Below are 25,009 nucleotides of genomic sequence, written 5' to 3'. Positions count from 1 at the left end.
AACGGATTCTTCGGGTATCAGGGGTGATCGCGCCGAGAGGACAGGCCACCGAGCATGGTGTTGTACGCCTCGAGTTCGGTATCACCTTGATCGTCGATTCGGCGATCTCGTTGCCGTGCCGCGCTCTCGTCGGCCGCCGACCACCGGACCGCGGCGAGAACCGCGGCAGCGAGCAACGGCAACTCGCCGATGCCCCACGCAAGAGTGCCGCCGCGCCGCTGGTCGGCCAGCAGGTCTGCGTTCCAATCCAGACGCAGTCCGCTGTAGAAGCTCGCTCCGAGCGCGGTCTCGAGATCGATCGTCACGACGAGGAAGAATGCGAACCCGGCCAACGCGGTGATACTCGCGAGCAACTTCGTCAGTCCCGCGATCGGTCTCGGTACCGGGTCTTCGCCGACCGTGCCCCAGAACATCACCATCCCGACGGTCAGGAACCAGCCCTTCATCACCATGTGTGCCACATGCGAGTCGGCGACGGTGTCGAACACTCCGCCGGGGTAGATCAGGTAGAAGCTGCTCAGGAACACCGTGGTGCTGACCCACGGGTGGATCGCGATCCGGGCTGCTCGGCTGTGCCATGCAGCCCGGAGCCATTCGCGCGAGCCCGGTGCGTCGGCTGCCGGCGCGGTCGGCAGGACCGAGGCGAACAAGGTGGCCGGTCGGCCGAGGACCAACAGCAACGGCACGGCGATGGCGACCGCGGTCAGTCCCGCCATGTGCACGCTGAACATCGCCGGGCTGTAGAGCCCGACCCCGGACGAGGTCGCCACGAGCAGCACCGCAGTGCCCATCAACCAGCTCGCTGTCCACCGCCTCTGCCATGGCAGGCCTACCCGCCGGCGGCGCCGCACGGCCACCAGGTACAGGACGGCCGCGATCACCGCAGCGGAGCCGAACACCAGGTCGAAACGCCACTCGAACGCCAACCGCGCAGCGGTGGGCGGGCCGTCCAACACGTAGCCCAAGGCCTCTTCGTGCGCCTGAGGTAGCGAGGCGTCCTGCGGCGGGGGCGGGGGAGTGCGACCGAGTGCAACCGCCAGGCCCACTGTGGTGACGAGAACGAGGGTCTCGATCATCGACAACGTGATCAGGGATCTGCGGTTCTCGGGATTGTGAGCCAGAGCGCCGACCGTTCGTCGTCGCTGTATCCACCCGAGGGTCCCCACGATCGCCAGGGCTGCGATCTTCGCCAGTATCAGAGCGCCGTACGTCGAATCCCACAGCGACGTCACGGGTACACGCACGGCAGCGTTGACCACTCCGGAGACCGCCATGATCACGAACGCAACCAGAGCGAGCGTCGAATAGCGGCGGGTCGCGACGGCAAGGTGTCCACCCCCGCGCAGCGCATGAGCGAGAAGTGCGAGGAGTCCGCCCACCCACAGAGCGGCAGCGAGGATGTGCAGAATCAACGAGTTCGTCGCGATGTCGTGATTGCCGCCGGTCGAGGAGTGGCCGGTGACCGCGCGCGGGATCAACGCGAGCATCGACAGGGCGAACAAGGCGGGGGTCCACCGATGCCGCAACACCGCCGCGCATGCTGCGGCGGTGATCGCCGCGACCGCAGAGGTGATGGCCCATGCAGTGGAGGCCTCGACATCGCCGATCGCACCGAGGAACTGCACCGGTTGCGCCGCAACGGATCCGACAGGTTGACCCGACGCGTCCGAGAGCGTCAGCGGCACCAACGCCGCCGCGCACACCGCCCACACTGCGGAGGCCTTCGCCGCGGTGCGGACGGCGATGTACCCGTCGATGGCGAGCACACCCGACATTTGGGGAGGAACGAGGAACGCTGCGAGAAGCAACGACCCCACCGCCACGACCGCGGCTACCTCTCCGAGCGCGGTCAGCGCCGGAATACCGTAGGTCGTGATCGGTCCCGGATCGGGAAGCCCGAGCAGAATCAGCGCCTGCGACGTCGACAACGCCGCGAGCACAGCGGCCACCACTGCCGCGATCGCGGCCCACAGCAGCATCACCTGCGAACCGGAGCGTCGATTCACCGGACCGCGGGTCGAGAGTGCGGCTTCGGTGGCCATGTCGTCGGTGGCCATGACGCGGCACCCCTTACGTGGATGATGTGTGGCGGGAAAACTGTCGGCCGGCAATATCGGCACGGCTGCGCCACCAAGTCGCGCAACCGAGATCGAACTACTACGAATCATAGTTCTGCGCCGACGCAGTGCGGCCGCGCGGGCAGCAGCTTCCAGCGAACACGACACTTGCATATATGCGCATATCGCAATATGTTGTGTTCCTGCTATCGAACCACGCCGAGAAGGGGTACCCACGATGGGACACGGACATGGCCACGGGATAGAGCCGGGATCGCCGGCGAGCGCATCCGGTAAGCACCTCGGGCGACTGTGGATCGCTGTCGGTCTCGGGGCGGTTACGTTGGTGACGCAGGTGGTAGTGGGTCTGTCCACCTCGTCGCTGGCGTTGTTGTCCGATTCCGCGCACGTGTTCACCGACGTGTTCGGGGTCTTGATGGCGATCGTGGCAATCACACTCGCACAGCGGCAGTCTCGCAAGACCGGCCGCACGTTCGGACTGTATCGAGCCGAAGTGTTCGCGGCTCTGTTCAATGCAGTGCTGCTCTTCGGTGTCGCTGGGTGGATTCTCTACGAAGCCGCGCAACGCATCACGAACCCACCGGAGGTGCCCGGGATTCCGGTCATGTTGGTGGCACTGCTCGGTCTGGCCATGAACCTCATCGCGTTCCTCCTTCTGCGTAGTGGTGCGAAAGAGAGCCTCAATGTTCGGGGTGCGTATCTGGAGGTGATGGCGGACATGCTCGGCTCGATCGGAGTGCTCGTCAGCGGACTGGTCACCGTCGTGTTCGGGTGGCGGTACGCCGACCCGGTCATCGCGGTCGCCATCGGGTTGTTCGTTTTGCCGCGTGCATTCACTCTGGGGCGTCATGCCGTACGAATTCTGCTGCAACACGCTCCGTCGGGCATCGATGTCGCCGCCGTGGAAAAGGCCCTGACCGGTGTCGACGATGTCGAAGAGGTACACGATCTGCACATCTGGACACTGACGTCGGGGATGGAGGTCGCTTCGGCGCATCTGACGGTCGCCCCGGAGGCCGAGACACCCCGGGTGCTCGCTGCAGCGCAGCAGGTTCTCCGCGACGAGTTCGGTCTCGAGCACGCCACTGTGCAGGTCGAACCCCAGGAAGGCGAAGGCCGTTGCCGAGAGGTCAATTGGTAGGCAGGTCTCGACCCGGTGCGAGATCGGCACGCCGTGCTGTCGTCGACACGGCAGCGATGTACCGGAACCGGCACCAGTCGGGTGGGGGCACAGAGTGGGTCCTCGATTGCCGCACATCGGCCCGGTCGACACCGTTCACCCCGAACCCGTCCACCTCGCATGTTCGGCCGCCCGGTGATGGATCAGTCGACTGTGAGGGTATCTACGGTTCTGGTCACGGCGCGGTTCGGCAGTGGCTCGGTAGCGGGGCTGCGCACGACCACCCCGTCGGTGATCGAGAAGGCACTGTTGTGGCAGGGGCACTCGATCGTGCCGTTGCGGACTCGGTTCACTGTGCACCCTTGGTGAGAACAGATAGCCGAGAAGGCCCGGAAGGTACCGGGTTCCGGTTGGGTGACGACGACCTGCCGGTCGGCGAGCACGATTCCACCGCCGACAGGAACATCGTTCACCGACAAGGTGATGGGACCGTCGGAAGCGGTGTCCTCACCGGACGGGGCTTCGCCGACGCTGCATCCGGCGGCAGCCAGGCACGCTGTAGCGCAGCTCGTAGCGAGAAAAATACGGCGCGGTAGCGCCGGGATGTTGTCGCTCATGCAGCAGGTTCCCCTCGGTGCGCCTCGGTGCGCCTCGGTGAGCGAGAGGCGACGATCGCTTGTCGGTGGTTGTGGTCGAATATGTTTCGAGCCGTTCCGGTGTCGATCACTCTCACTGTTCGAGCGAATCAGCATGATTGTCCTGTCGCGAATGTGTCTGCACTGCAGGGCATTCGATTCGAGCACCGAGGTATCTCATGCAAGTTCACGATTCGGCGCTGTCGGGCACTGCGGGCCGAGGGGTAATCTTTGTGGCCTCTCGCGTGAACAGTGCCGCACCGATCATCAGCACCACCCCGCAGGTGATGTAGATGTCGGCGAGGTTGAATGTCGGCCACCAACCGGTGTGAAAGTAATCGGTGACCGCGCCGTCGAGGAGCCGGTCGAGGACATTCGAGAGTGCACCGGCGAGGACCAACGACAGCGCTGCCGTGGTGACCGGACCCGCGTGAGGCGCGGTACGCCACCCGTAGATCGCCAACCCGGTGGTGATCGACGCCGTCACGGCGACGACGACCCACACGGGCAGAGAATCACCCAGGCTGAACGCCATTCCGCGATTGAAGGCCAGTCGCAGCTCGAGTATCCGCAGCGGAATCGTCGAGCCGGGCAACGCCGCCTGCGCCCAGTAGTCGACCAGTAGAGCGGCAGCGACCAGAGCCAGGACAAGGGCGGTTGCGGCGGCGCGGAGCCGAGCGGTGGCGATGGGGGAGCGGGTCACTGGTCCTCGTTCTCGGGTGTACACCGTGCGTACGTCCGGGTGCACCGCAGACGGTGCAGGTGACCCCGGATTTGCCAACACTTGAAATACTATGCACCATAGTAGTTGATGAATACCGTCGATTTCTCCGCCACCCGATGCGTCGTGTCGCCGTGAGGGCGGCGGCACCCTCGTCATGAGGGCGATGCCCGATGCCGAACCCGGGCCCGGACCGTCCTGCGTCGACCGAGGTCGAGTGTGGCGGCTGTATCGGACAAGTCGAGGTGAAGGGCCCCGAACCTGGGCACGTCTGACCGCAGCGGCAACTTCGGGGCTGGCGATGTACGCCACGTTCCCGCCCCTAGATCTGTGGTTTCTCGCTCCGGTAGCAATTGCAATGCTGCTGTTGGCTGTGTGCGGGCGAGGGGCGCGTGCGGGGGCCGGCTACGGCTTCGTTGCCGGCTCGGCGTTCTTCGTGCCTCTGCTGCCGTGGGTGGGGGAGTATGTCGGATCGGTGCCGTGGCTGGCGCTGGCTGTCGTTCAAGCCCTCTTCGTGGCGATGTTCGGCGCAGTGGCGGATCGGATGTCGCGACTGCCGTGGGGGCCGGTCTGGGTGGCGAGCGCCTGGGTGGCGATTGAAGCGGCACGATCTCGGATCCCGTTCGGCGGATTCCCCTGGGGCCGCATCGCATTCGGTCAATCCGACGGTCCGCTGCTGCCTCTGGCTGCGTTGATCGGCGCGCCGGGGTTGTCGTTCGTCGTGGTGCTGATCGGGTCCGCTCTGGCCGGTGCCATCGCTTCCGATCGCATCACCCGCAGAACTGCAGCAGCGTCGTGCATCGGTGCGGCCACTGCTGTAGGGGCGCTCACGGTGGTGGCCCCACTGTTCGCTCCGCCGCCGCAGGACAGGGTCACCGTCGCCTTGGTGCAAGGCAACGTGCCGCGGCTCGGTCTCGACTTCAACGCCCAACGACGAGCAGTGCTCGACAACCACGTTCAGCGCACCATCGAGCTCGCCGACGACATCGACTCCGGCCGCGTACGCGCACCCGATCTGGTCATCTGGCCGGAGAACTCCTCCGACATCGATCCCCTGCGCAACCCCGATGCCGCCGCACGAATCGACGCCGCAGCCCGCGCCGTCGGTGTGCCCATTCTCGTCGGCACAGTACTACGCCAGGGCGACGGCACCACGAGCAACACCTCGATCGTGTGGGATCCCGCCACCGGGCCCGGACAGATGCACGACAAGCGGCAACTGGTGCCGTTCGGGGAGTACCTGCCGCTCCGCACGATCGTCACCGCACTCTCTCCCTACGCCGCCCAAGCAGGACGCTTCGTTCCGGGTCAGGGTGACGGTGTCGTCGACGTCGCCGGAGTGCCCGTGGCGGTGGCCACCTGCTACGAGGTCGCCTTCGACTCGTTGCTCACCGACTCCGTTCGCGCCGGTGCCCAGCTGATCGCAGTGCCCACCAACAACGCCACCTTCGGTCGGACGAACATGACCTATCAACAACTCGCCATGTCGCGGGTACGAGCGGTCGAACACGGGCGCAGCGTCGTCGTTTCGGCCACCAGCGGAGTCAGCGCCGTCATCGATGCACGCGGGGAGGTCGTCGAGCGCACGGAGCTGTTCACCCCCGCAGCTGTCGTCACCGAGGTCTCGCTGAGTACCACGCTCACCCCGGCGACGATCACCGGCAGCGTTCCGGAATGGATTGCCGCCACCGGCGTTGTTGCGGCACTGGCGTTCTCGCTGCTGCGCCGACCACGCTCCACCACACCGAACCCCCAAACTACTATGTCGCGTAGTATTTAGATGGTGGTCGGTGAAGGGCGTGCGGAGATGACGATCGACGAACACCCCCGTGCCCACTCGCCGGGACTGGTGCGCAGAACAGTGGCGATGCTGCGCAACCGGTGGCGACAACTGACGTCGATGCGTACAGCGCTGGTGCTGCTGTTCCTCCTCGCCGCCGCAGCAATCCCCGGCGCTTTGCTGCCGCAGCGCAATCTCAATACCCAGGCCGTCGATGCCTACATCGCCGCGCGCCCGGCTCTCGGGCCGGTGATGGACACGCTGGAACTGTTCGACGTGTTCGCAAGTTCCTGGTTCACCGCGATCTACGTCCTGCTGTTCGTGTCCCTGATCGGCTGTCTGACTCCCCGGTTGATCGAGCACGGCAAAGCTCTTCGCGCACAACCTGTTCGAGTGCCTCGAAACCTCACCCGACTACCGTTGCATCATTCGGGCACCCTCGCCGGCGACCCCGAGAAGGTGATCGCCGACATCGCGCCGCACTTGAAAGGGTGGCGCACCGTCGTTCGACCCGAGCCCGATGGCGCACTGACTCTCTCGGCCGAGAAGGGCTACACCCGCGAAGCCGGGAACTTGCTCTTCCACTTCTCGCTGATCGGCCTGCTCGCCGCTATCGCCATCGGCAAACTGTTCGGCTACGAAGGCTCGGTCATCGTCATCGCCGACAACGGACCCGGTTTCTGCAACACCTCTCCCGCCGTCTACGACTCCTTCCGCGCCGGCAACAGCACCGACGGCACCGGACTCGAGCCGTTCTGTATCCGGGTCAAGGACTTCACCGCCGACTACCTCGAGAACGGTCAGGCCGAGATGTTCACCTCGAACATCTCCTACCAGAGCGCCGACGACATCGCCGCCGACACCTGGCGCGACTATCAACTCAAAGTCAACGAACCCCTCCGGCTCGGCGACGAACGCATATACCTCACCGGACACGGCTACGCCCCCGAATTCACCGTCACCTTCCCCGACGGCCAGACCCGCACCGAAGCCCTGCAGTTCCGCCCCGACGACGCCACCACGTTCCTCAGCAGCGGCGCGCTGCGATTCGACCCACCCGGGGGGACCTACGCCACCGCCGACGAACGCCGCCGAGGCCAGATCGCCATCGAAGGACTCTTCGCGCCCACCGCGCAATTCAACGGAAATCTGCTCTCCTCCCGCTTCCCGGAATTGGTCGATCCCGCTGTGGCAGTGGACATCTACAAGGGCGACACCGGTCTCGACACCGGCATCCCGCAGTCGATCTTCTCCCTGGACCAGGAGATGATCAACCAGGGCCGGCTGGTCAAGCAGGACCGGGTCAACCTGCGGCCCGGAGAATCGACAACCCTCTCCGACGGCACCCTCGTCCGGTTCGACGGTGCCAAGGAATTCGCGAATCTCCAGGTCGGATACGACCCCGCGCAGCGGTGGGTCCTCGTGTTCGCGGTCACGATGATGACCGGACTGCTGGTGTCCCTGGTCATCACACGCCGGCGCGTCTGGTTCCGGGCCCACCTTGGCGAACACGGACTCTCGCGAGTGGACATGGGCGGCCTGGCTCGCACCGATCACGCCGGCTGGGGACCCGAATTCCAGACCCTCCGGTCACAGATCTGGCCGCAGACAACCCCGAGCGACTCCGAGACCCACGACAGAGAAACGGTGTAGCACCATGCCGATCGACGACACCCTCGCTCGTTGGAGCGACATCAGCTTCGAGACCGCCTTCGTGGTCTATCTCCTCGCAGCAATCGCATTCCTCGGCCAGCTCGCGTCGACCCGTAGCGCGGAGCTGCACAATATGGAGCGACTGCGCACGCGGGTGATCGCAGTGACATCGACGACGCCCGGACGCATTCCCGACGCACCCCGGCGGGTTCCGTCCGAACGCATGGGCCGTACCGGACTCGGGCTGGTGATGGTGGCGCTGACGTTGCATGTCGGGTCGATCGTTCTTCGCGGGATCGCCGCCAGCAGGCCGCCGTGGGGCAACATGTACGAATTCGTCTCGGTCACCTGCGCGGCCGGTGTACTGGCTGCACTGGTGGTGCTGCGCTCCAAGCAACTGCGCACCCTGTGGTTGTTCGTCCTGGTGCCGACGTTGATCCTCCTGTTCGTCGCCGGCACCGTGCTGTACGCCGACGCAGCACCGGTGGTACCGGCACTGCAGTCGTACTGGCTGCCGGTGCACGTCTCGATCGTCTCGCTCGGCAGCGGGGTGTTCTTGATCTCCGGGGTTGCGAGCGCGCTGTTCCTGATCCGCATGAAGCATCCCGAGGCCTCGGGGAGCAGAATGAGCCGAATCGTCGCCCGTCTGCCTTCCGCGCAGACACTGGACATCCTGGCGTACAAGACCACGATCTTCGCATTTCCACTCTTCGGCGTCGGCGTCATCCTCGGTGCCATTTGGGCCGAAGCCGCATGGGGCCGATTCTGGGGCTGGGACCCGAAAGAAACGGTCTCCTTCATCACCTGGATCGTCTACGCCTCCTACCTGCACGCCCGCGCCACCAGCGGATGGCGCAACACCCGCGCAGCATGGATCAACATCGCCGGATTCGTGGCGATGCTGTTCAACCTGTTCATCATCAACATGGTCGTCTCCGGCCTGCACTCCTACGCAGGCCTGAACTGATGACTCCCGCTACGTGCCCCCCAGCGCGTCCGCAAGGTCCTGCGGAATGGGCATCGGCGACATCAGTCCCGCCTCGACCCGGCCGGTGTTACCGGCCGGGTATCGCCCCGACCACGATCCTGGAGCAGCGACCACGATCCGAATCAACTGGCCCCAGGATTCGCGCCGATCATGTTCTGTCACCGCAGCTTTCAACATCGCGGCGTGGTTGCGAGTATGCAACCACGGATAGGGCTGCGAGAGGATGTGTGCTCGTTCGAGGTGGTACCAGCGCACCTCTGTTGTCGATGCCCCTGCTGCTGCGGTCATTTCGATCTCGTAGAGCCTGCGTGCAGTTCGATCACCTCTCACAGGTCTCTACCGCTGTCCGCGGAAGAGTTCGCCGTGCGCGGGGGTCGATGTGCAGCAGGTACATCCATCCGAGCACCCGGAGCTGCCATCGTCTGCTCCGATCGCCGATGGTGACGTTGTGGTGGTGGAGGCCAGTGGGTTCCCAGATGCGAGAGGTGCGGTGTTCCTCGGCGTCGGAGCCGGAGCGCAGCAGGCATCCTCGAAGGCCGCTGCGGGTGCGATCGTGACGTTGAGGGCACCGGACGCCGCGGGCGGGGGCACGAAACCGTCCAAGGGGGTGGTGCGGGCGGCGCGAATCGCATTGGCTATGACCAGGACTTCGGCGAGTTCGTGGACGAGCACCACGGTGGCCAAGCCCAGGACACCGGTAGCAGCCAGTGGGACGAGCACGCCGATGATGGCAATCGACAAGGCGATGTTCTCGATCATGATGCGCCGGGCGCGTCGAGCGTGGGCCAGCACCTGCGGTAGATGCCGGAGGTCCTCACCCATGAGGGCAACATCGGCGGTCTCGATGGCAACGTCGGTTCCCATCGCGCCCATGGCGATCCCGACATCTGCGGTCGCCAAGGCAGGAGCGTCGTTGATGCCGTCGCCGACCATGGCAATCTTGCGTCCGGCCGCGATGTCGGTCAGCAGGGCCGCTTTGTCCTCGGGCAGTAGTTCGGCGTGGACGGCGGTGATGCCCGCCTGGGTCGCCAGGGCCTGCGCAGTGAGCGCGTTGTCGCCGGTGAGCATCGCAGTGTCGATACCGAGCGCGGTGAGTTGGCGGACAGCCTCGGCGGCCTCGGGCCGCAGTTCGTCGCGGACGGCGATCGCAGCGATCAGAACTCCGGCGCGTTCGACGAGAACGACTGTGGCACCGCTGCTTTGGAGACGAGCGACGTCGGCGTGGAACTCCTCGGAGCTGGGGTGTGTGTCGAACCAGCTCGGTTTCCCGAGCCTGATCGGGGCTCCGTCGAGGGTGCCGGTCAGGCCGTGCCCGGCGATGGCAGTGACATCATCGGCTGCCGCGACGGTTGATACGGAGGCCAGTACGGCGCGGGCGAGTGGATGCTCGCTGCGCGCTTCGAGCGCAGCAGCAACGGCCAGCGCGTCGTCGCGGCTGATTCCCGCAGCGGTGACGACGTCGACGACCTCCGGTCGTCCTGCGGTGAGGGTGCCGGTCTTGTCCAAGGCGACGACGCGAATGCGGCCCAGCTCTTCCACTGCTGCACCGCCTTTGATCAATGCCCCGTTGCGGCTCGCAGCCCCGATCGCCGCCACCACCGACAGCGGCACCGAGATGGCCAACGCGCACGGTGATGCCGCGACCAGGACCACCAGTGCGCGTTCGAGCCACAACATGGGGTCACCGAGCACCGCACCGACGCCAGCGACGAGTACGGCGAGAATCATGATCGAGGGCACGAGCGGACGTGCGATACGGTCCGCCAGCCGTTGGCCGGCCCCTTTGCGGTCCTGGGCCTGTTCGACGATGCGGACGATGCGAGCAAGCGAACTCTCCGATGCCGGCGCGGTGACGGTGACCTCGATGGCCCCGCCGCCGTTGATGGCACCGGCATGCACCTCGTCACCGACACCGGCTTCGATGGGCACGGACTCGCCGGTGATCGCAGACACGTCCAGATTCGTCGAACCGCGAGCGATGGTGCCGTCCGTGGCAGCTCGCTCACCCGGCCGCAGCACCATGATGTCCCCGATCACGACCTCGTCGGGGGACAGGGCCTGCTCGGTTCCACCGCGCAGGACAGATACCGTCGGCGGCACCAACGACAGGAGTGCGCGCAGTCCGCGGCGGGTCTTGGTGACCGCGTATTCCTCGAGTCCCTCGGCGACGGAGAACAAGATACCGAGCATCGCGGCCTCGGGGATCTGGCCCAATGCGATGGCACCGAGGAGCGCGATCGTCATCAGCGTGCCGACACCGATGCGTCCGTGGCGCAGATTTCTCACCGTCGCGGGAACGAAGGTGACGGCGGCGATCGCGGCAGCGATCAGAGCGCCGACGGTCGCAACCGCATCGGCACCCGTTCGACCGAGCAACCACGATGCGCCCAGGATGATCGCGGCGGCCGACGCGAGTTGCAGCTCGCGGACCTGCCACAACCTCGGGAGTGCATCGGTCGGAGCCGGACCTCCCGTGCCCGCACCGTCAGCAGTGGATTCGGTGGTCGGCGCTGCCGGGGTAGGTCCGCAGCACGCGTCAACCATGATCTACCCCGGTGAGATCAGTGGCGGTCGAGGCGGTGGGCAGTACCTCGGTCAGTGTCGCGAGCAGTCGGGTGCCGCGGTCGGTGAGCGCATACATGACCAACTTTCCCTCTCTGTTCGATGTGACGGCGTCCGCGGCTTTGAGTTTGCGGAGATGGTGGGAGACCAGCTTCTGGCTCTGTCCCACGATCCACGCGATGTCGCAGCCGCACATCTGCCCGCCGGCGTTCAACGCGAGCGCGATGGTCAGTCGGGTGGGGTCGCCGAATGCTCGGGCAGCGTCGGCGACGGGTTCGATATCGCCGAGCGCGGGCAGAGTAGCGCGAACCCTCTCGGCGTGAGGGAGGTCCATACACAACAGATCGCACGAGTCCAGAGGTTCCAAGGCCATGGTCACAATCTAACAATCATGCGATCGTTAGGGAAGGGCTTTGGTCAACGTTCGTACGATTGTTAGTGTCATAACGAGTCGAAACGCCCATATCGGGCCCATTGATCAGTCCGAACGAATCGAGAAGGTAGTTGTATGAGCCGAGCGTTGAAGATTTCCTTGTCCCTGGTGATCGTGTTCGCCGCCGCGTTGGCTGTATTTCTGATGGTGGATCGATCGGGGTCCCCCGATGCTGCCGCCGCCGAGCAGGCCGCGACCGACCCTGCCTCGATTGCGGTGCGCGAGAACAGTCATCGGTTGAACTCGGTGCCCGACGGCCGGGTCACGTTCGTGGAGTTCCTCGACTTCGAGTGCGAGGCCTGCCGATCGGCCTACCCGGCGATCGAGCAATTGCGTGAAGAGTACGGCGACCGGGTGAGCTTCGTGGCCCGCTACTTTCCCATCGCCTCCCACTTCAATGCCGAACGAGCCGCACGCGCAGTCGAAGCCGCGGCCCAGCAGGGCGGATTCGAGGCCATGTATCAACGCATGTACGAAACGCAGGCGCAGTGGGGCGAACAGCAGGTTCCGCAGGACGAGTTGTTCCGCAGCTTCGCCGTCGAGCAAGGGCTCGACATGAGCGCCTTCGATGCCGCCTACACCGACCCTGCGACGCTCGCGCGCATCGAGGCCGACGTCGCGGACGGGATCGCGCTCGGCGTGCAGGGCACACCGACGTTCTTCCTCAACGGCACCAAGATCGAACCCACCACGTACGGAGACCTCGCCGATGCCCTCGACGCTGCACTCGGCTGACCCCGCAGCCGCTCTCACCCGACGCAGCGGACCGTTCGCTCGAAGCCTGCCCTGGCTGCTGTTGGTGGGCGGCCTGATCGGACTGACCGCCGCGTTCGTGCTCACAGTGGAGAAGTTCGCTCTGGCGCTCGATCCCGCCTACGCCCCGACCTGCAGCATCAACCCGGTGCTCAACTGCGGATCGGTGATGGACACCCCGCAGGCGTCTGCGTTCGGATTTCCCAATTCCCTTCTCGGGATCGCAGGCTTCGCCGTCGTGGCGGCAGTGGGTGCCGGCCTTCTCGCCGGTGCGGTGTTCGCACAGTGGTTCTGGGGTGCGATGCAGGTCGGTGTCACTGCTGCCGCAGTCTTCGTGCACTGGCTGATCGCGCAGAGCCTGTACGACATCGGCGCCCTGTGCCCGTACTGCATGGCGGTGTGGGCGGTCACCGTACCGATCTTCTGGTACGTCACGCTGCGCAACCTCGACCGCGGGGCTCCGAGTGCGGGCCGGCGGCAGTGGGTGGGAGTGTTGATGCGCAATCACTCGATTCCACTGACCGTGTGGTACCTGACGGTGATTGCTCTTATCGCACAGCGCTTCTGGTCGTATTGGTCGACACTGCTATGACCGGCGACATGTGTTCGCCTCGTGCGCGGTGCCCGCGGTGCGGACAGTCGAAGCGATGAGAGGCAGCGGAACGGTGGTGATGCTCGTGCTTATGGTCGCAATGATCGCGGCACTGTGGCCACGATCCGGTGGCATCGAGCGCGGCCCGTCAGAGGCCATCGCCGACAATGCCGCGCCGGTCGTATCCGAACCCGCACGGTCCCGCCCACCAGGTGACGCGGCACGAGCAACAGCGCTACCGCTGTGTCCGCCGCCGGTACCGCGCGAAGGCGGTCCGCTGGCGGGAGTGATAGCGCGCTGCATCGGCAGCGACAGCGACAGCGATGCCGATCTCGCCGACGTTCTCGGCAGTGAGGTGACGTTGATCAACCTGTGGGCATCCTGGTGCGGCCCGTGCCGCACCGAGATGCCCGTAGTCGATGCCTACGCCGCAGAACCCGACGCGATCCCAGTCATCGGAATCAACGTCGAGGACCGGCCCGCGGACGCGGCCGCGCTGGTCACGCAACTGGGCGTCCGCTATCCGAACTACATCGACGGCGGCAGCGTCCTGGACGCGCTCTCGGCACCGCCGGTCCTTCCCTTGAGCTTTCTCCTCCGCCCGGACGGAACGATCGAGCGCGTCACCGACCCGACGGTGTTCGAGATGACAGACCAGATCCGCACTGCAGTAAAGGATTTCACCTCATGACACGTCTCCCACCAGTGTGGGTCGGTGCGCGCCGTCAAGGCACCACGCCCACCGCGGCAATCGGATCGATTCTTGCCGTCGTACTACTGATCTCCGGATGCTCCGACGGCGCACAGGCTGCATCCACGGGAGGTAGCTTCGACTTCGTCGCCCCCGGCGGTCGAACCGACATCGTCTACGATCCCCCCGAAACACGCGGTACCATAGGCGAACTCGCCGGCCCCGATCTGATGGAGGAAGGCAAGACGACCGCTCTGTCGGACTACGACGGCAAGGTGGTGGTGATCAATCTCTGGGGTCAGTGGTGTGGCCCCTGCCGCGGCGAAGCCGACGACCTCGAAGAGGTCTACGAGACCACCCGCGAGCGCGGCGTGCAGTTCCTCGGTCTCAACGTCAGAGATCCACAGAAGGACAAAGCGCAGGACTTCGTCGTCGACAACGACGTCTCCTACCCCTCGATCTACGACCCTTCGATGCGGACACTGGTCGCCCTCGGCGGGAACTACCCGACCAGCGTGATCCCCTCGACGCTGGTACTCGACCGTCAGCACCGCGTGGCCGCGGTCTTCATGCGCGCCCTGCTCACCGACGATCTCCTTCCCGTCGTCGAACGGATAGCCGCGGAATGACGACTCTTCTCGCCCAGGACATCGGGTCGGCCTTCCAGAACGCGGCATCGAGCGGGCCACTGCTGCTCGCGATCGCGGCATGCACGCTCGCCGGGTTGGTCTCGTTCGCCTCACCCTGCGTGGTGCCGCTGGTGCCGGGATACCTGTCCTACCTGGCAGGAATCGCCGGTGCCGACGCCCAATCAGCCGATACCCGATCGCCCGGCACCTCGACCATCGGCACCTCGTCGACGGAGCTGGCGAATCGCTGGCGTGTGGCCGGCGCAGCGTCGTTGTTCGTTGCCGGGTTCACGATCGTCTTCGTCCTCGCCACAGCCTCGATCTTCGGAGTCATCGGCACCTTGCGCATCAACGAGCAAGTACTCCAACGAGTCGGCGGCGTCATCACGATCATCATGGGTGCGGCGTTCATCGGATTGATACCCGTTCTGCAACGCGACACCCGATTCGCACCTCAGCAGATCTCGTCCCTCGCTGGAGCGCCGCTGCTCGGCGGTGTGTTCGCGCTCGGCTGGACACCGTGTCTGGGTCCCACCCTCGCCGGCGTTCTGTCTGTTGCGGCAGGAACCGAAGGTGCAACCGCAGCTCGCGGGGTCACTCTCATCGTCGCGTACTGCATGGGGCTCGGCCTACCGTTCGTCGTCCTCGCGTTCGGTTCGAGTTCGGCGATGCGCGGGGTGGGGTGGCTTCGGAGGAACTCACAGAAGATCAAGGTCGCGGGCGGTGTCATCATGATCGCCGTCGGCATCGCTCTGCTGACCGGAGTATGGGGATTGTTCATCGCCTGGATCCGCAACGAATTCGTCAGTGCAGTGATCCTGCCCATCTGATCGAGATGTCGCCGAACCACCACGCCGCATTGCATTGTTCGGGTAGCCGAACTATATTTTCAGGGTCCTGACATACTGTTGGTGCCGGAGGGTGTGGTCATGTCTGTGCTGCAGCGCCGATCGTCTCGGCCGCCCTCGAGGTTTCGGTCGGGCCTCGTTCTGCTCGGACCCGCTTTCGTCGCAGCGATCGCCTACGTCGACCCCGGCAATGTCGCCTCCAACGTCAGCGCCGGGGCGCAGTTCGGATACCTGCTGGTCTGGGTGATCGTTGCCGCGAACGTGATGGCCGGTCTCGTCCAGTTCCTCTCCGCCAAACTCGGCATCGTCACCGGAATGACACTGCCCGAAGTCGTTCGCGAGAAGTCGAGCAGGACTGTGCGACTGGCATATTGGGGGCAAGCAGAAGTGGTCGCCATGGCGACCGACCTCGCCGAAATCGTCGGCGGTGCGATCGCCCTCTACCTGCTCTTCGACCTGCCGCTCCTGATCGGCGGCCTCATCACCGGGGCCGTATCGATGATCTTGCTGATGGTCCAGGATCGCCGGGGCCAACGGCCCTTCGAGTTCGTGATTCTCGGGCTACTCGGTGTCATCGCCGTCGGATTTCTTGCCAGCGTCGTCGTGGAACCGCCATCGTTCACCGAGGCCGCGGCCGGTCTGATTCCGCGGTTCGACGGCGCGGAAAGCGTGTTGATCGCCGCCGCGATGCTCGGTGCGACGATCATGCCGCACGCGGTGTACCTGCACTCCGGTTTAGCACGTGACCGGCACGGACACCCCGAGGCAGGGCCTGTCCGTCAGCGGTTGTTGCGGATCACCCGGATCGATGTCGGGTTGGCGATGCTGCTGGCCGGTGCAGTGAACATGTCGATGCTGCTGTTGGCGGCATCGACATTGGGGGGCCGCGAGGGCGTCGATTCCATCGAAGGAGCCCACGCAGCAGTAGGGGACACTCTGGGGCCGGTGGTAGCACTGCTGTTCGCGGTGGGCCTGCTGGCCTCGGGCCTTGCATCGACATCGGTCGGGGCGTACGCCGGCGCGATGATCATGGATGGGCTACTACGTAAGCGCATTCCGATTCTGGTGCGACGACTGGTGACACTTGTTCCCGCACTGGCAATTCTGGCAGCAGGAGTCGACCCCAGTCGGGCACTGGTCGTCTCGCAGGTCGTGCTGTCGTTCGGTATTCCGTTTGCGTTGATTCCCTTGGTGCGGTTCACCTCGGACCGCATCCTGATGGGCGGCGATGTCAATCACCGGATCACGGCATACGCGGCATGGCTCATCGCGGGAATCGTCGTCGCACTCAACATTGCACTGATCTATCTGACCGTGGCCTGACTGCGCGCGGGTGGACGTGTCGAGCATGCGCTTATTTCACACGCGTAGCGCATCGACGGGCGTCCGGGTCATCGAGTTTCTGCTCGAGGGTGGGGTCAGGGTGCGCCGTTGCTTGCCGTGGCGGGCTCGTGTTGGCTTTTTTCATTGGTATGGAAAGTGATCAGATTGCCGTCGGTGTCGACAGTTGCGAACTCCGTCGTTCCCCAGTCCGTCGAGACGGGACGACCCGCGTCTGCGGGATGGAGAACTCCCGCGCGGGACATCTCGGCGTAAAGGTCGTTGATCTCGTCCACGGCGATGCGGCAGCTGGCTGTGCCGGCAAGGAACGTCTCGGCTCCGCTGCATACCGGCCATGCCGCAGGGTCTGAACGGGTATTCCAGCTGTCGTCGTCGGCGGCCCACAAGTGGATCTCGACGTCGTCGCGGGTAAGCCTCGCGAAAGTCGGGTCGGTGTACCGGGTCGTGAAGCCGAACGCGCGGACGTATATCTCTACAGCGGTGTCGATGTCTCGTACCGGCAGCGCAGGTACCACTTTCGACATGCTCATAGGCAACACTAACGCCGACGGGCCGGAGGAGAGGAGCCGAACCCACCTCAATTGCTGGCGCTCAGTGCATTCGACTTCTGACACAGTGAACGCGACTCCTGAAACTGACAGGATTACCCATGTCAGTTTCAGAAGTGGGCGTCATAAATTCCTGGGGTTTTACCTCCGATTGCAGTCGTCTTCTGACATTCTGAGTGCAGAAGTGGACTGCACAATCGGTCGGTCACGCAGGCCGGGCGTTCGGAGGCTGCGATGGACGCGGACAAGTTCGATGTCGCCGAGACTGGTGTGCTGACCGCGTCGGCGGAGCAGTGGGAGCAGGCACGGTCACGGTTCGCAGTGCTCAGCGAACTAGTGGATCGATCCTCGATCGGTACCGCAGTGGTGGAGGATGCAGCGCAGCAGTTGGGGGTCTCGCCGCGGCGTGTGTACGTGCTGCTGTCCAGGCTCCGGAATGGGGGAGGGTCGGTCACAGATCTGTTGGTCTCCGCTCCTGTAGGCGGGCGCGGCCGCTCTCGGATGCCGACCGAGGTGGAAGAAGTGATCGCCGAGCACATCAACCGCGAGTTTCTGGCTCGCCAGAAGCTCAGTGTCGCAGCACTGCATCGACGTATCGCGCTCGCCTGTCACCGTGCGGGATTCCCTATCCCAGCCCGCAACACAGTCACCGCGCGGATCGCAGCGATGCACCCGGGCCGCGTCGCACGGTCACGTGGCGGACCGGACGCCGCCCGATCGCGGCAGTCCGCGGGCGATGTCCCGCCGCCGGTGACGGCGGTTCTCCAGCAAGTCCAGATTGATCACACCGTGGTCGATCTGATGATCGTCGATGAATACGACCGGGTGCCGATCGGACGTCCATATCTCACGATTGCTATCGATGTCTTCAGCCGCTGCGTGCCGGGCTTCGTCGTCACACTCGATCCGCCGTCCGCAGTGTCGGTCGGATTGTGTCTGGGCAGGGTGTGCTCGGACAAGAGCGTATGGATCGACGCACTGGGCCTCGGCGCGGATGTGCGGTGGCCGATGGCCGGAAAGCCGCGCGCCTTGTACGTCGACAACGCCTCCGAGTTCAAAAGCGAAGCGCTACGGCGCGGTTGCGAGCAGCACGGCATCGACCTCGGCTACCGCCCACCCGGCAGGCCGCATTACGGCGGGATCGTCGAACGCATCATCGGCACCGTCATGACCCAGGTCCACGAACTACCCGGCACCACGTTTTCGAACCCGACGCAGCGGGGCAGCTACGATTCGGAGGGCACAGCAGCGCTGACGTTGCGAGAATTGGAACGCTGGCTGATTCTCGCGATCGCGGCGTATCACGCGGACGTGCACACCGGCCTGAGCCGGAGCCCGGCTGCGCAGTGGGCCAGCAGCACCGACGCCGACACTGCTCTGTCGAAGTCGACGGTGGTGGACGAGACCGCATTCCTGGTGGACTTCCTTCCGGTCATGCGGCGCCGCCTGACTCGGACGGGGTTCGTCATCGACCACATCCAGTACTTCTCCAATGCCTTGAAACCATGGATCGCTCGACGAGAGAAGTTGGGTCAGTTCGTGATCCGACGTGATCCACGAGATCTGAGCAGGGTGTGGGTCCTGGACCCCGACAGCGGCAGCGGGTATGTCGAGGTGCCGTACCGGACGATGTCGCATCCGGCGGTGACATCGTGGGAACACCGAGCAGCGGTCACGCGCCTTCGAGAACACGGCCGAGCGAGCATTGATGAACACTCGCTGTTCGCGATGATCGAGCAGATGCGTCAGATAGCCACCTCTGCACAGAGGGACACCAAGCGAGCCCGACGTAATCGCACTCGCCGTTCTCATCTGAGCAGCGTCACCACACCACCGGCCGCGCAGAGCCCGCCCGAGCACGATCCAGGCACCGACGACGTGTCGGTTCCACTATTCGACGACATCGAAGAGTGGTGAAACGGTGAACAACGACCCCCGAAGCGCTCCCGAAGGCCACGGCACCGACCGTATCGGCAAAGACATCGACCCCGGTAGTGCAGACCTCACCCACCTACGAAGTTCGGTCAGATCGATCGCGATTCTGCCTGCAGCGCAACGCATCAGGCACATTCGCACCGAACGGTGGATCGGGTATCCGCGTGCACAGTCGGTCATCGAGCACCTCGAGACGCTGCTGGGGTGGCCGGATCGACAACGAATGCCGAACATGCTTCTGATCGGACCGACGAACAACGGCAAGTCGATGATCGTTGAGAAGTTCCGCCGTGCACACCCCACTGTCAGCTTGCCCGATCGCGAACAGATACCGATGTTGTGTATGCAGATGCCTCCGGACTCAGCACCCGCACGGTTCTACCTGGCGATGCTCGCCGCACTCGGAACGCCGATCCGCCCACGGAACCGAGTCCACGAACTCGAACAGCAAGCGATCACGCTGCTGCGAGCGACAGGAGTTCGGATGCTGATCATCGACGAGCTCCACAACGTCCTCGCCGGCCGCGACAACGTACGCCGAGAATTCCTGAACCTGTTGCGGTTTCTGGGCAACGAACTGCGGATCCCTCTCGTCGGAGTCGGCACCCGAGAGGCGTACCTCGCGATCCGCAGCGATCCACAGCTGGAGAACCGATTTCACCCCATGACGCTGCCGATCTGGACCAACGACACCGACACCCGCTCCCTGCTGGCGAGCTTCACCGCCAGCTTCCCGTTGCGTGCGCCCTCTCACCTGACATCGACGGAGATGACCGACTACCTCCTCACCCGGTGTGAGGGCACCATCGGCGAACTGGCCACGCTGTTGACCGCGGCCGCAGTGACCGCAATAGAAGCCGGGAAGGAATCAATCACCTCACAGGTGTTGACCCAAACCGCCTACTCCGGGCCCACCGAACGCCGCCGCCACTTCGAACGGCACCTGGCATGACACCAGCCGATGCCCCCGCAGCACGCACAGCGCTCGACCACAGTGCGCATCCGCCGTGGCCGCTGCACCCGCAACCACTACCTGGCGAGACTCTGACGTCGTGGCTGGCCCGGACCACCGCACTGTATTCGTCGATCACCGCCGCGGACCTCCTCGACGGGCTCGGTGTCGACACCTCGGGCGTGGACCTGGACCGCTACACACCCGAGCCGATATTGAACGCGCTCGCCCAGAGGAGCACCTCTACTGCGGAACGGCTGCGGGAGATGACGTTGGCGGGCTGCACGCCCTGGCTGCTCGACAGCACCGACCCCAGTGAATGCGACTTCGACACCTACGTCCACCAGTTCTCTGTCCTACTGCCACCGGGTCTGGCAATGGCAGATCGGCGTCGACGCACACCGGCAGCCGGCACATGGCTTCCCTGGGTGAGCAAGCTCGATACGCGGGCATGCCCCTTGTGCATCGACGCCCTCGACACCGACGCCGATATCGCGGTCATGATGGCTCATCAGTACCCGATGCTGACCAGCTGCACCAAGCATCTCTGCCGGCTCGAATTCTGCGCTGTGATACCCGGGAGACTGGTGTTCTGGGACAGAACACCAGCAGGCTCGGACGAACACGCACCACCGATACCGGTACCAGCAGTCGTCGCAGAAATCGACCGGCGCACAGCCGCCGCCATGACGAGCGGGTCGGTCGAGCTCGTCGCGGGCCGTGTTCAGGCAGCAGTGTGGTTCAGGCTGCTGCGCACCGTCGTCGATGAGGTATCAACACCTCTGGTCCGCACCGGATGGTGGGCGAAGCCACTGAGCGCGATCTGGAAGTCCACCGGTTGTTCCCGCCCGCTGCGGACATCGTGGGTTCCGTTCGAGCAACTGCCGTGGGACGAGCAAGCGAACGTTTTGTTTGCTGCCGCGACCGCGATCATCGCGGTGGAGAACGATGAGATAACCGCGAGCGGAGCTGACGCCTGCCTGCTGCGCCCGCGACGGTACGAGCCGGTCGATCCGGGGACCCCTCCGACGGGGTCTCGCAGTCCGGTACCCACCCGCAGCGCTTGGGACGGTGTGATTGCGGCGATCGATGCCGCTGTCGCCGCCGCCCGCGTCGACAGCGACGCCGCCCGATCTCTGTTCGGATTCGCTCGAACGGGGTGCCGCACCGAAGAAGACGTCGACGAGCTGGCCTATGCCTTCGTCGAGCTCGGCATTCGATTGGACTGGGACTGAAGCGCGCTAGATCACCACACGTTTCTCTACGCCGACTTACGCGGAAATCAATCGCCTCCTGTAGTCACCCACGGTTTGTGTGCGGTGACCGACGAGAATTTTCCTTCCCGCACCGTCTCGAACGAAACACCTGGTGAGCGTGTTTCCAGTCCGAGAACCGTGTCGGAGGTGCCCGATACAGTCCTGCCCATGATGAAACGCCAGCTCGTAGACGGCTCGAACATTGTTCCGGTCGTTTTGCCGGGTGCCGCGGCGGTGTTTCCAGACCTGTCGCCTGAGGTTGCTGCTCGGATCGAGCGGTCGGTGGCGGCATCGCGCTCGACCGGTACCCGTAGGGCTTACTCCTCGGCGTGGCGACGCTTCGAGACCTGGTGCACCGTCGCCGGGCACCACGCGTTGCCGGCGCATCCCGCGACAGTGGCGGCCTACCTCGTCGCTGCGGCGGACACGCTCACCGTCGACGGGACGCGGGCGTACGCGGCCGCGACGTTCGGCAAGTGGATTGCGGCGATCGCCGACCGGCATCGCCAGGTCGGCCACGACAACCCCTGCGGTCACGAGATGGTGCGGGCCACGCTAGCCGGTATTCGTCGCGACTATGCCGCGGCGGGGGATCGGCCACGCAATCCCCGTGCCCCGCTGCTGACGTCCGATATTACCACGATCGTCGCTCTCGCTCGCGCCGGTGTAGCCGGGTGGGCCAGCGAAGTACTCGAACGCCGCGACACCGCGTTGCTGCTGATGGGGTACGCCGGGGCGTTTCGGCGCAGCGAGCTCGTGGGGCTCGAATGTCGGGACGTGCGCCGCGACCGGCTCGACGGTGCGCACGTGCACCTGCGACAATCCAAGACCGACCAGGACGGTACCGGGGCAGTGAAAGCGTTGCCGTACACCGCCAATCACGATTCATGCCCAGTCTGCGCGTGGATCCGATGGATCCAGGTGGTCGCTGCGTTCGACAGCGGAGGCCGGGTCGCCGTGATCCGTACACTTGCCCGTTCCGTGCCGTTCGATCAGCACGTCTGCCGCGGACCGGTTCCAGTTGCGCACATCGGATGCCGTTGTTTCGGGCGATCCGGAAGAACGGCAACCTGTCCGAGACGGCACTGTCCGGTGCTGCGGTGCACGCCGCGATTCGCCGCAGGGCCGGTCAGGCTGGATACGCCGCGGATCTCGTTACTCAGTTGGGCGGGCACTCGTTGCGGTCCGGCTTCGTCACCCAAGCGTTCCGTAATGGGTCCGACGCGCACGCGATCATGCGTCAGACCGGACACAGCACGCCGGGGATGGTCGAAATCTACGCCCGCGAGAACGCGCCGTTGATCGGTAACGCCGTGAACGACCTCGGGCTGTGACCAGTCCATTCGGCGTCGATCCGAGTCACAGCGGCCGCGCGGAACGCGGCGAAGGCGCTCGACGCGATGACTCCGGTGCTTCGTCGGTGCAGAAGGGCGGAGTCGGTGCCGGAGCGACCCGACCCATAGCTGCTTCGCCGAGCGGTTACCGCTACGAGTGGGCGCTGTTCGAGGACTGGTGCATTGCAACCGAGGTCGAGCCACTGCCTGCCTCGCCGATCACACTGGTGAACTTTCTGACTGCGAACCCCGCGAGTGACGCTGTGCAGCTCCGCAGGGTCGCCGCGATCAACCGCCGACATCTCGATTCTGGACATACTCCGCCCGGGCGTACGACAGCACTGCGAATGGCGCTCGATTCCGGGCGGTCCGCACGAACGGCACGCCGCGCCGAACACTACTGGGGACTGGCCTCGGCGCTACCCTCGGCGGGATCGATGCAGGCGTTGTTCGGTCGTAGGGACGCGGTTCTGCTTGTGTTGTCGGGAGCCGGGCTCTCGCACCGAGCAATATCGGCGCTCGATCGGTCGGACGTCACCAGCGCGGGCCCCGACGTGCGCATCGGTGGCCGGCACGGTATCCGGATTGCAGCAAATCAGTCGACACAGTTTCGCCCGGCCGAGATCTGGGAACGGTGGCGCACCGTACTGCGATTTTCGGATCGATACCCCTCGACTACATTGCTCGCAGAGCATCTGCAGGCGAACGCTTTTCCCGATATGTCTGGGTGGCCGCGGAGTGTGGGTCCGGTCGCTGTACCGATCGACCGGTGGGGCCACATGCCGTTACCGGCCGATCCGATGACGCCAGCTGCGGTCGGGACGGTGATCGATGCCCACCGCTCCGGGGAGCCGCCCCGACACGTTCTACGGTGTGCACTTCCGCACCCGCGGGGGCGCGGCGAGATGGACTCGAAGGTGACTGTCCCAGTATCGGAACCCGTTTCAGCAGTACTGAATTCGGATTACTATCGCATCGGTCTCGACGCCCGGCGTCGCGCGCATTTCGCTTTGGCCGATGTGCCCGGCATCACCGACGATCTCGAGGACCGGATCGAGCATCTGCTGCAACGCACCGCGGAGCTGCTCGAGGTCGGCGATCGTTCAGGTTGGTGACGTTGCTGCACCTTTTCCTCGATCTACGGCGTCGACGGTGTCGGAGGACGATGACGCGCAAGATATTGGAACTGACTGCAGCGGTGCGTCGTTCGATGCGCGGGATCAAAGTTGTAAGGTGGCCGGACACGGCAAGTTCACCGTTGGCACGGGAGTGCAGGCCTACTTCTGCGACCCGCACTCCCGTGGCTGCGGGGCGCGCCAGCGAGAACACCAATGGATTGCTACGTCAGTATTTTCCCCAGGGCACCGACTTTTTCCAATGCAGCGTCGAGCGGCTCGACGAGGTCGCCGACCTCCTGAACAACCGACCCGAAGACTCTCGACTGGCATAATCGGCGGCAGGCGTTCCCTCTGTCGTAGAGGACCACGCCGACTTGTCAACGACCACGATGCGGCCGCGCTCCTTCCTTCTCGGAGCTCCCGAATTGCCGAGGATGCCGACAGCTCCAAGAACCTCTCTGTTTCCGGTGTCCGGACTGACCGAGTGAATCAGTCGGCAATCAAGTGATAGTCGCCCGCTTCGTCGAGCGCGGCCGTGACTTGTTCTCGAGTGAGTGTCGTCTCGGAGTCGACCGATACCGTCGACTCACCGCCTGCGACGAGATCGACCCTGACGTGGTGGACACCGTCGATCGCTTCGAGTTCGGTGGTGACTGCGTCGGCGCAGTGACCGCAGGTGAGGCCGGTAACGGTGTATTGCGTGCTGGTCGTACTCATGGGAGCCTCCTTCGATTCTGTGGTCGTCGTGGACTGCGGTGAACTGCAGCCGCAGCCACTGCTCGGTGAAAGGTCGGTCAACGACAAATCTGACACGTTGTTCATCGGGTTCCGTTCATTGTTCATGGGCTCTGTAGTACCCTAAGGGGGTATCTAGACAAGGCAAACTATACCCCCTATGGGTATGTCTACGCCAAGTATTTCGGTTGTCCTCATTCCTGGATATCTCGGAGTCGGACCCCGGTGTCTGTCGCTTGCCAGGGTGATGGGACCACCTGGTTGCCAGAGGGTAGGGACCACCGTGGCGCGTTATTGAGGATGCTCG

22 protein-coding genes and 2 pseudogenes are annotated in these 25,009 nt (G+C 64.8%); 16 read left to right on the top strand and 8 right to left on the bottom strand.

Annotated elements, in window-relative coordinates; translation table 11 throughout:
- Window positions 1–17: 17 nt before the first annotated feature.
- The gene (locus R3P93_RS24050) at window positions 18–2,057 is read right to left on the bottom strand and encodes a cytochrome c oxidase assembly protein (RefSeq protein ID WP_094650928.1); all 2,040 of its coding nucleotides are present in this window, start codon (window positions 2,055–2,057) and stop codon (window positions 18–20) included.
- 238 nt (window positions 2,058–2,295) lie between these two features.
- Here R3P93_RS24050 and R3P93_RS24045 point away from each other — a divergent pair, with 238 nt between their 5' ends.
- Entirely contained in the window at window positions 2,296–3,219 is a 924-nt protein-coding gene (locus R3P93_RS24045) for a cation diffusion facilitator family transporter (RefSeq protein ID WP_032370892.1), read from the top strand.
- Window positions 3,220–3,401: 182 nt separating this feature from the next.
- Here the strand turns inward: R3P93_RS24045 and R3P93_RS24040 are convergent, their stop codons facing one another.
- Together R3P93_RS24040 and lspA are read right to left on the bottom strand one after the other, a co-directional pair.
- On the bottom strand, window positions 3,402–3,815 hold the full coding sequence (locus tag R3P93_RS24040) for a Rieske (2Fe-2S) protein (protein ID WP_057479439.1): 414 nt from the start codon (window positions 3,813–3,815) through the stop codon (window positions 3,402–3,404).
- A gap of 205 nt (window positions 3,816–4,020) precedes the next feature.
- The gene (gene lspA / locus R3P93_RS24035) at window positions 4,021–4,536 is read right to left on the bottom strand and encodes a signal peptidase II (RefSeq protein ID WP_052053813.1); all 516 of its coding nucleotides are present in this window, start codon (window positions 4,534–4,536) and stop codon (window positions 4,021–4,023) included.
- Between the two features lie 319 nt (window positions 4,537–4,855).
- Between lspA and lnt the strand changes: the two genes are divergently transcribed.
- From lnt to ccsB, 3 genes are read left to right on the top strand one after another with little or no spacing between them, the layout of a single operon-like run.
- On the top strand, window positions 4,856–6,334 hold the full coding sequence (gene lnt / locus R3P93_RS24030; protein ID WP_241260673.1) for an apolipoprotein N-acyltransferase: 1,479 nt from the start codon (window positions 4,856–4,858) through the stop codon (window positions 6,332–6,334).
- 27 nt (window positions 6,335–6,361) lie between these two features.
- Complete coding sequence (gene resB / locus R3P93_RS24025) at window positions 6,362–7,987, top strand: cytochrome c biogenesis protein ResB (protein WP_230074466.1); 1,626 nt, start codon at window positions 6,362–6,364, stop codon at window positions 7,985–7,987.
- A gap of 4 nt (window positions 7,988–7,991) precedes the next feature.
- Window positions 7,992–8,954 (top strand): c-type cytochrome biogenesis protein CcsB, encoded by a 963-nt coding sequence (gene ccsB / locus R3P93_RS24020; RefSeq protein ID WP_094650926.1) that lies wholly within the window; start codon window positions 7,992–7,994, stop codon window positions 8,952–8,954.
- A gap of 9 nt (window positions 8,955–8,963) precedes the next feature.
- On the opposite strand, the gene R3P93_RS24015 is transcribed toward ccsB, so the two are convergent.
- The 3 genes from R3P93_RS24015 to R3P93_RS24005 are packed head-to-tail and all read right to left on the bottom strand — an operon-like array spanning window position 8,964 to window position 11,910.
- The gene (locus R3P93_RS24015) at window positions 8,964–9,305 is read right to left on the bottom strand and encodes a DUF3703 domain-containing protein (RefSeq protein WP_256987778.1); all 342 of its coding nucleotides are present in this window, start codon (window positions 9,303–9,305) and stop codon (window positions 8,964–8,966) included.
- Between the two features lie 6 nt (window positions 9,306–9,311).
- On the bottom strand, window positions 9,312–11,519 hold the full coding sequence (locus R3P93_RS24010) for a heavy metal translocating P-type ATPase (RefSeq protein ID WP_094650925.1): 2,208 nt from the start codon (window positions 11,517–11,519) through the stop codon (window positions 9,312–9,314).
- Window positions 11,512–11,910 (bottom strand): ArsR/SmtB family transcription factor, encoded by a 399-nt coding sequence (locus R3P93_RS24005; RefSeq protein WP_094650924.1) that lies wholly within the window; start codon window positions 11,908–11,910, stop codon window positions 11,512–11,514. The genes R3P93_RS24010 and R3P93_RS24005 overlap by 8 nt, the downstream gene beginning before the upstream one ends.
- Before the next feature lie 135 nt (window positions 11,911–12,045).
- Here R3P93_RS24005 and R3P93_RS24000 point away from each other — a divergent pair, with 135 nt between their 5' ends.
- The 6 genes from R3P93_RS24000 to R3P93_RS23975 all read left to right on the top strand — a co-directional run bounded on the left by R3P93_RS24000 (window position 12,046) and on the right by R3P93_RS23975 (window position 16,806).
- Window positions 12,046–12,705 carry a DsbA family protein gene (locus R3P93_RS24000; protein WP_094650923.1) on the top strand — a complete coding sequence of 220 codons (660 nt, stop codon included), beginning with the start codon at window positions 12,046–12,048 and terminating at the stop codon, window positions 12,703–12,705.
- On the top strand, window positions 12,680–13,315 hold the full coding sequence (locus R3P93_RS23995) for a vitamin K epoxide reductase family protein (protein ID WP_094650922.1): 636 nt from the start codon (window positions 12,680–12,682) through the stop codon (window positions 13,313–13,315). Before R3P93_RS24000 ends, R3P93_RS23995 begins: the two co-directional genes overlap by 26 nt.
- A 55-nt stretch (window positions 13,316–13,370) precedes the next feature.
- Window positions 13,371–14,006: a TlpA family protein disulfide reductase gene (locus tag R3P93_RS23990; protein WP_094651184.1), complete on the top strand. Its 636-nt coding sequence runs from the start codon at window positions 13,371–13,373 to the stop codon at window positions 14,004–14,006.
- Window positions 14,003–14,635: a TlpA disulfide reductase family protein gene (locus R3P93_RS23985; protein WP_128645990.1), complete on the top strand. Its 633-nt coding sequence runs from the start codon at window positions 14,003–14,005 to the stop codon at window positions 14,633–14,635. The genes R3P93_RS23990 and R3P93_RS23985 overlap by 4 nt, the downstream gene beginning before the upstream one ends.
- Window positions 14,632–15,465, top strand: a complete 834-nt coding sequence (locus R3P93_RS23980; RefSeq protein WP_094650920.1) for a cytochrome c biogenesis CcdA family protein — start codon at window positions 14,632–14,634, stop codon at window positions 15,463–15,465. Before R3P93_RS23985 ends, R3P93_RS23980 begins: the two co-directional genes overlap by 4 nt.
- 99 nt (window positions 15,466–15,564) lie before the next feature.
- A complete protein-coding gene (locus R3P93_RS23975) occupies window positions 15,565–16,806 on the top strand; it encodes an Nramp family divalent metal transporter (protein ID WP_094651183.1) in 1,242 nt (413 codons plus the stop codon).
- Between the two features lie 95 nt (window positions 16,807–16,901).
- Here R3P93_RS23975 and R3P93_RS23970 read toward each other — a convergent pair whose 3' ends face one another.
- Window positions 16,902–17,438: a bleomycin resistance protein gene (locus tag R3P93_RS23970; protein ID WP_256991998.1), complete on the bottom strand. Its 537-nt coding sequence runs from the start codon at window positions 17,436–17,438 to the stop codon at window positions 16,902–16,904.
- A 168-nt stretch (window positions 17,439–17,606) separates the two neighbouring features.
- Here R3P93_RS23970 and R3P93_RS23965 point away from each other — a divergent pair, with 168 nt between their 5' ends.
- From R3P93_RS23965 to R3P93_RS24670, 6 genes and pseudogenes are all read left to right on the top strand, one after another.
- Window positions 17,607–19,289 (top strand): Mu transposase C-terminal domain-containing protein, encoded by a 1,683-nt coding sequence (locus R3P93_RS23965; RefSeq protein WP_262498631.1) that lies wholly within the window; start codon window positions 17,607–17,609, stop codon window positions 19,287–19,289.
- A gap of 4 nt (window positions 19,290–19,293) precedes the next feature.
- Window positions 19,294–20,259: a TniB family NTP-binding protein gene (locus R3P93_RS23960; RefSeq protein WP_262498632.1), complete on the top strand. Its 966-nt coding sequence runs from the start codon at window positions 19,294–19,296 to the stop codon at window positions 20,257–20,259.
- Window positions 20,256–21,494, top strand: a complete 1,239-nt coding sequence (locus R3P93_RS23955) for a TniQ family protein (protein ID WP_262498633.1) — start codon at window positions 20,256–20,258, stop codon at window positions 21,492–21,494. The genes R3P93_RS23960 and R3P93_RS23955 overlap by 4 nt, the downstream gene beginning before the upstream one ends.
- A gap of 189 nt (window positions 21,495–21,683) precedes the next feature.
- A pseudogene (locus R3P93_RS23950) lies at window positions 21,684–22,849 on the top strand (site-specific integrase).
- Entirely contained in the window at window positions 22,846–23,964 is a 1,119-nt protein-coding gene (locus tag R3P93_RS23945) for a hypothetical protein (RefSeq protein ID WP_262498634.1), read from the top strand. The pseudogene R3P93_RS23950 and the gene R3P93_RS23945 overlap by 4 nt, the downstream one beginning before the upstream one ends.
- Window positions 23,965–24,112: 148 nt before the next feature.
- A pseudogene (locus R3P93_RS24670) lies at window positions 24,113–24,327 on the top strand (transposase); the annotation flags it as partial.
- 129 nt (window positions 24,328–24,456) lie between these two features.
- Here the strand turns inward: R3P93_RS24670 and R3P93_RS23940 are convergent.
- Entirely contained in the window at window positions 24,457–24,684 is a 228-nt protein-coding gene (locus tag R3P93_RS23940) for a heavy-metal-associated domain-containing protein (RefSeq protein ID WP_094686187.1), read from the bottom strand.
- Between the last annotated feature and the right edge of the window lie 325 nt (window positions 24,685–25,009).

This window comes from Rhodococcus cerastii, from assembly GCF_033042195.1.
Taxonomy (GTDB): Bacteria; Actinomycetota; Actinomycetes; order Mycobacteriales; family Mycobacteriaceae; genus Rhodococcoides.
This window is presented reverse-complemented; position numbering and strand designations above follow the sequence as displayed.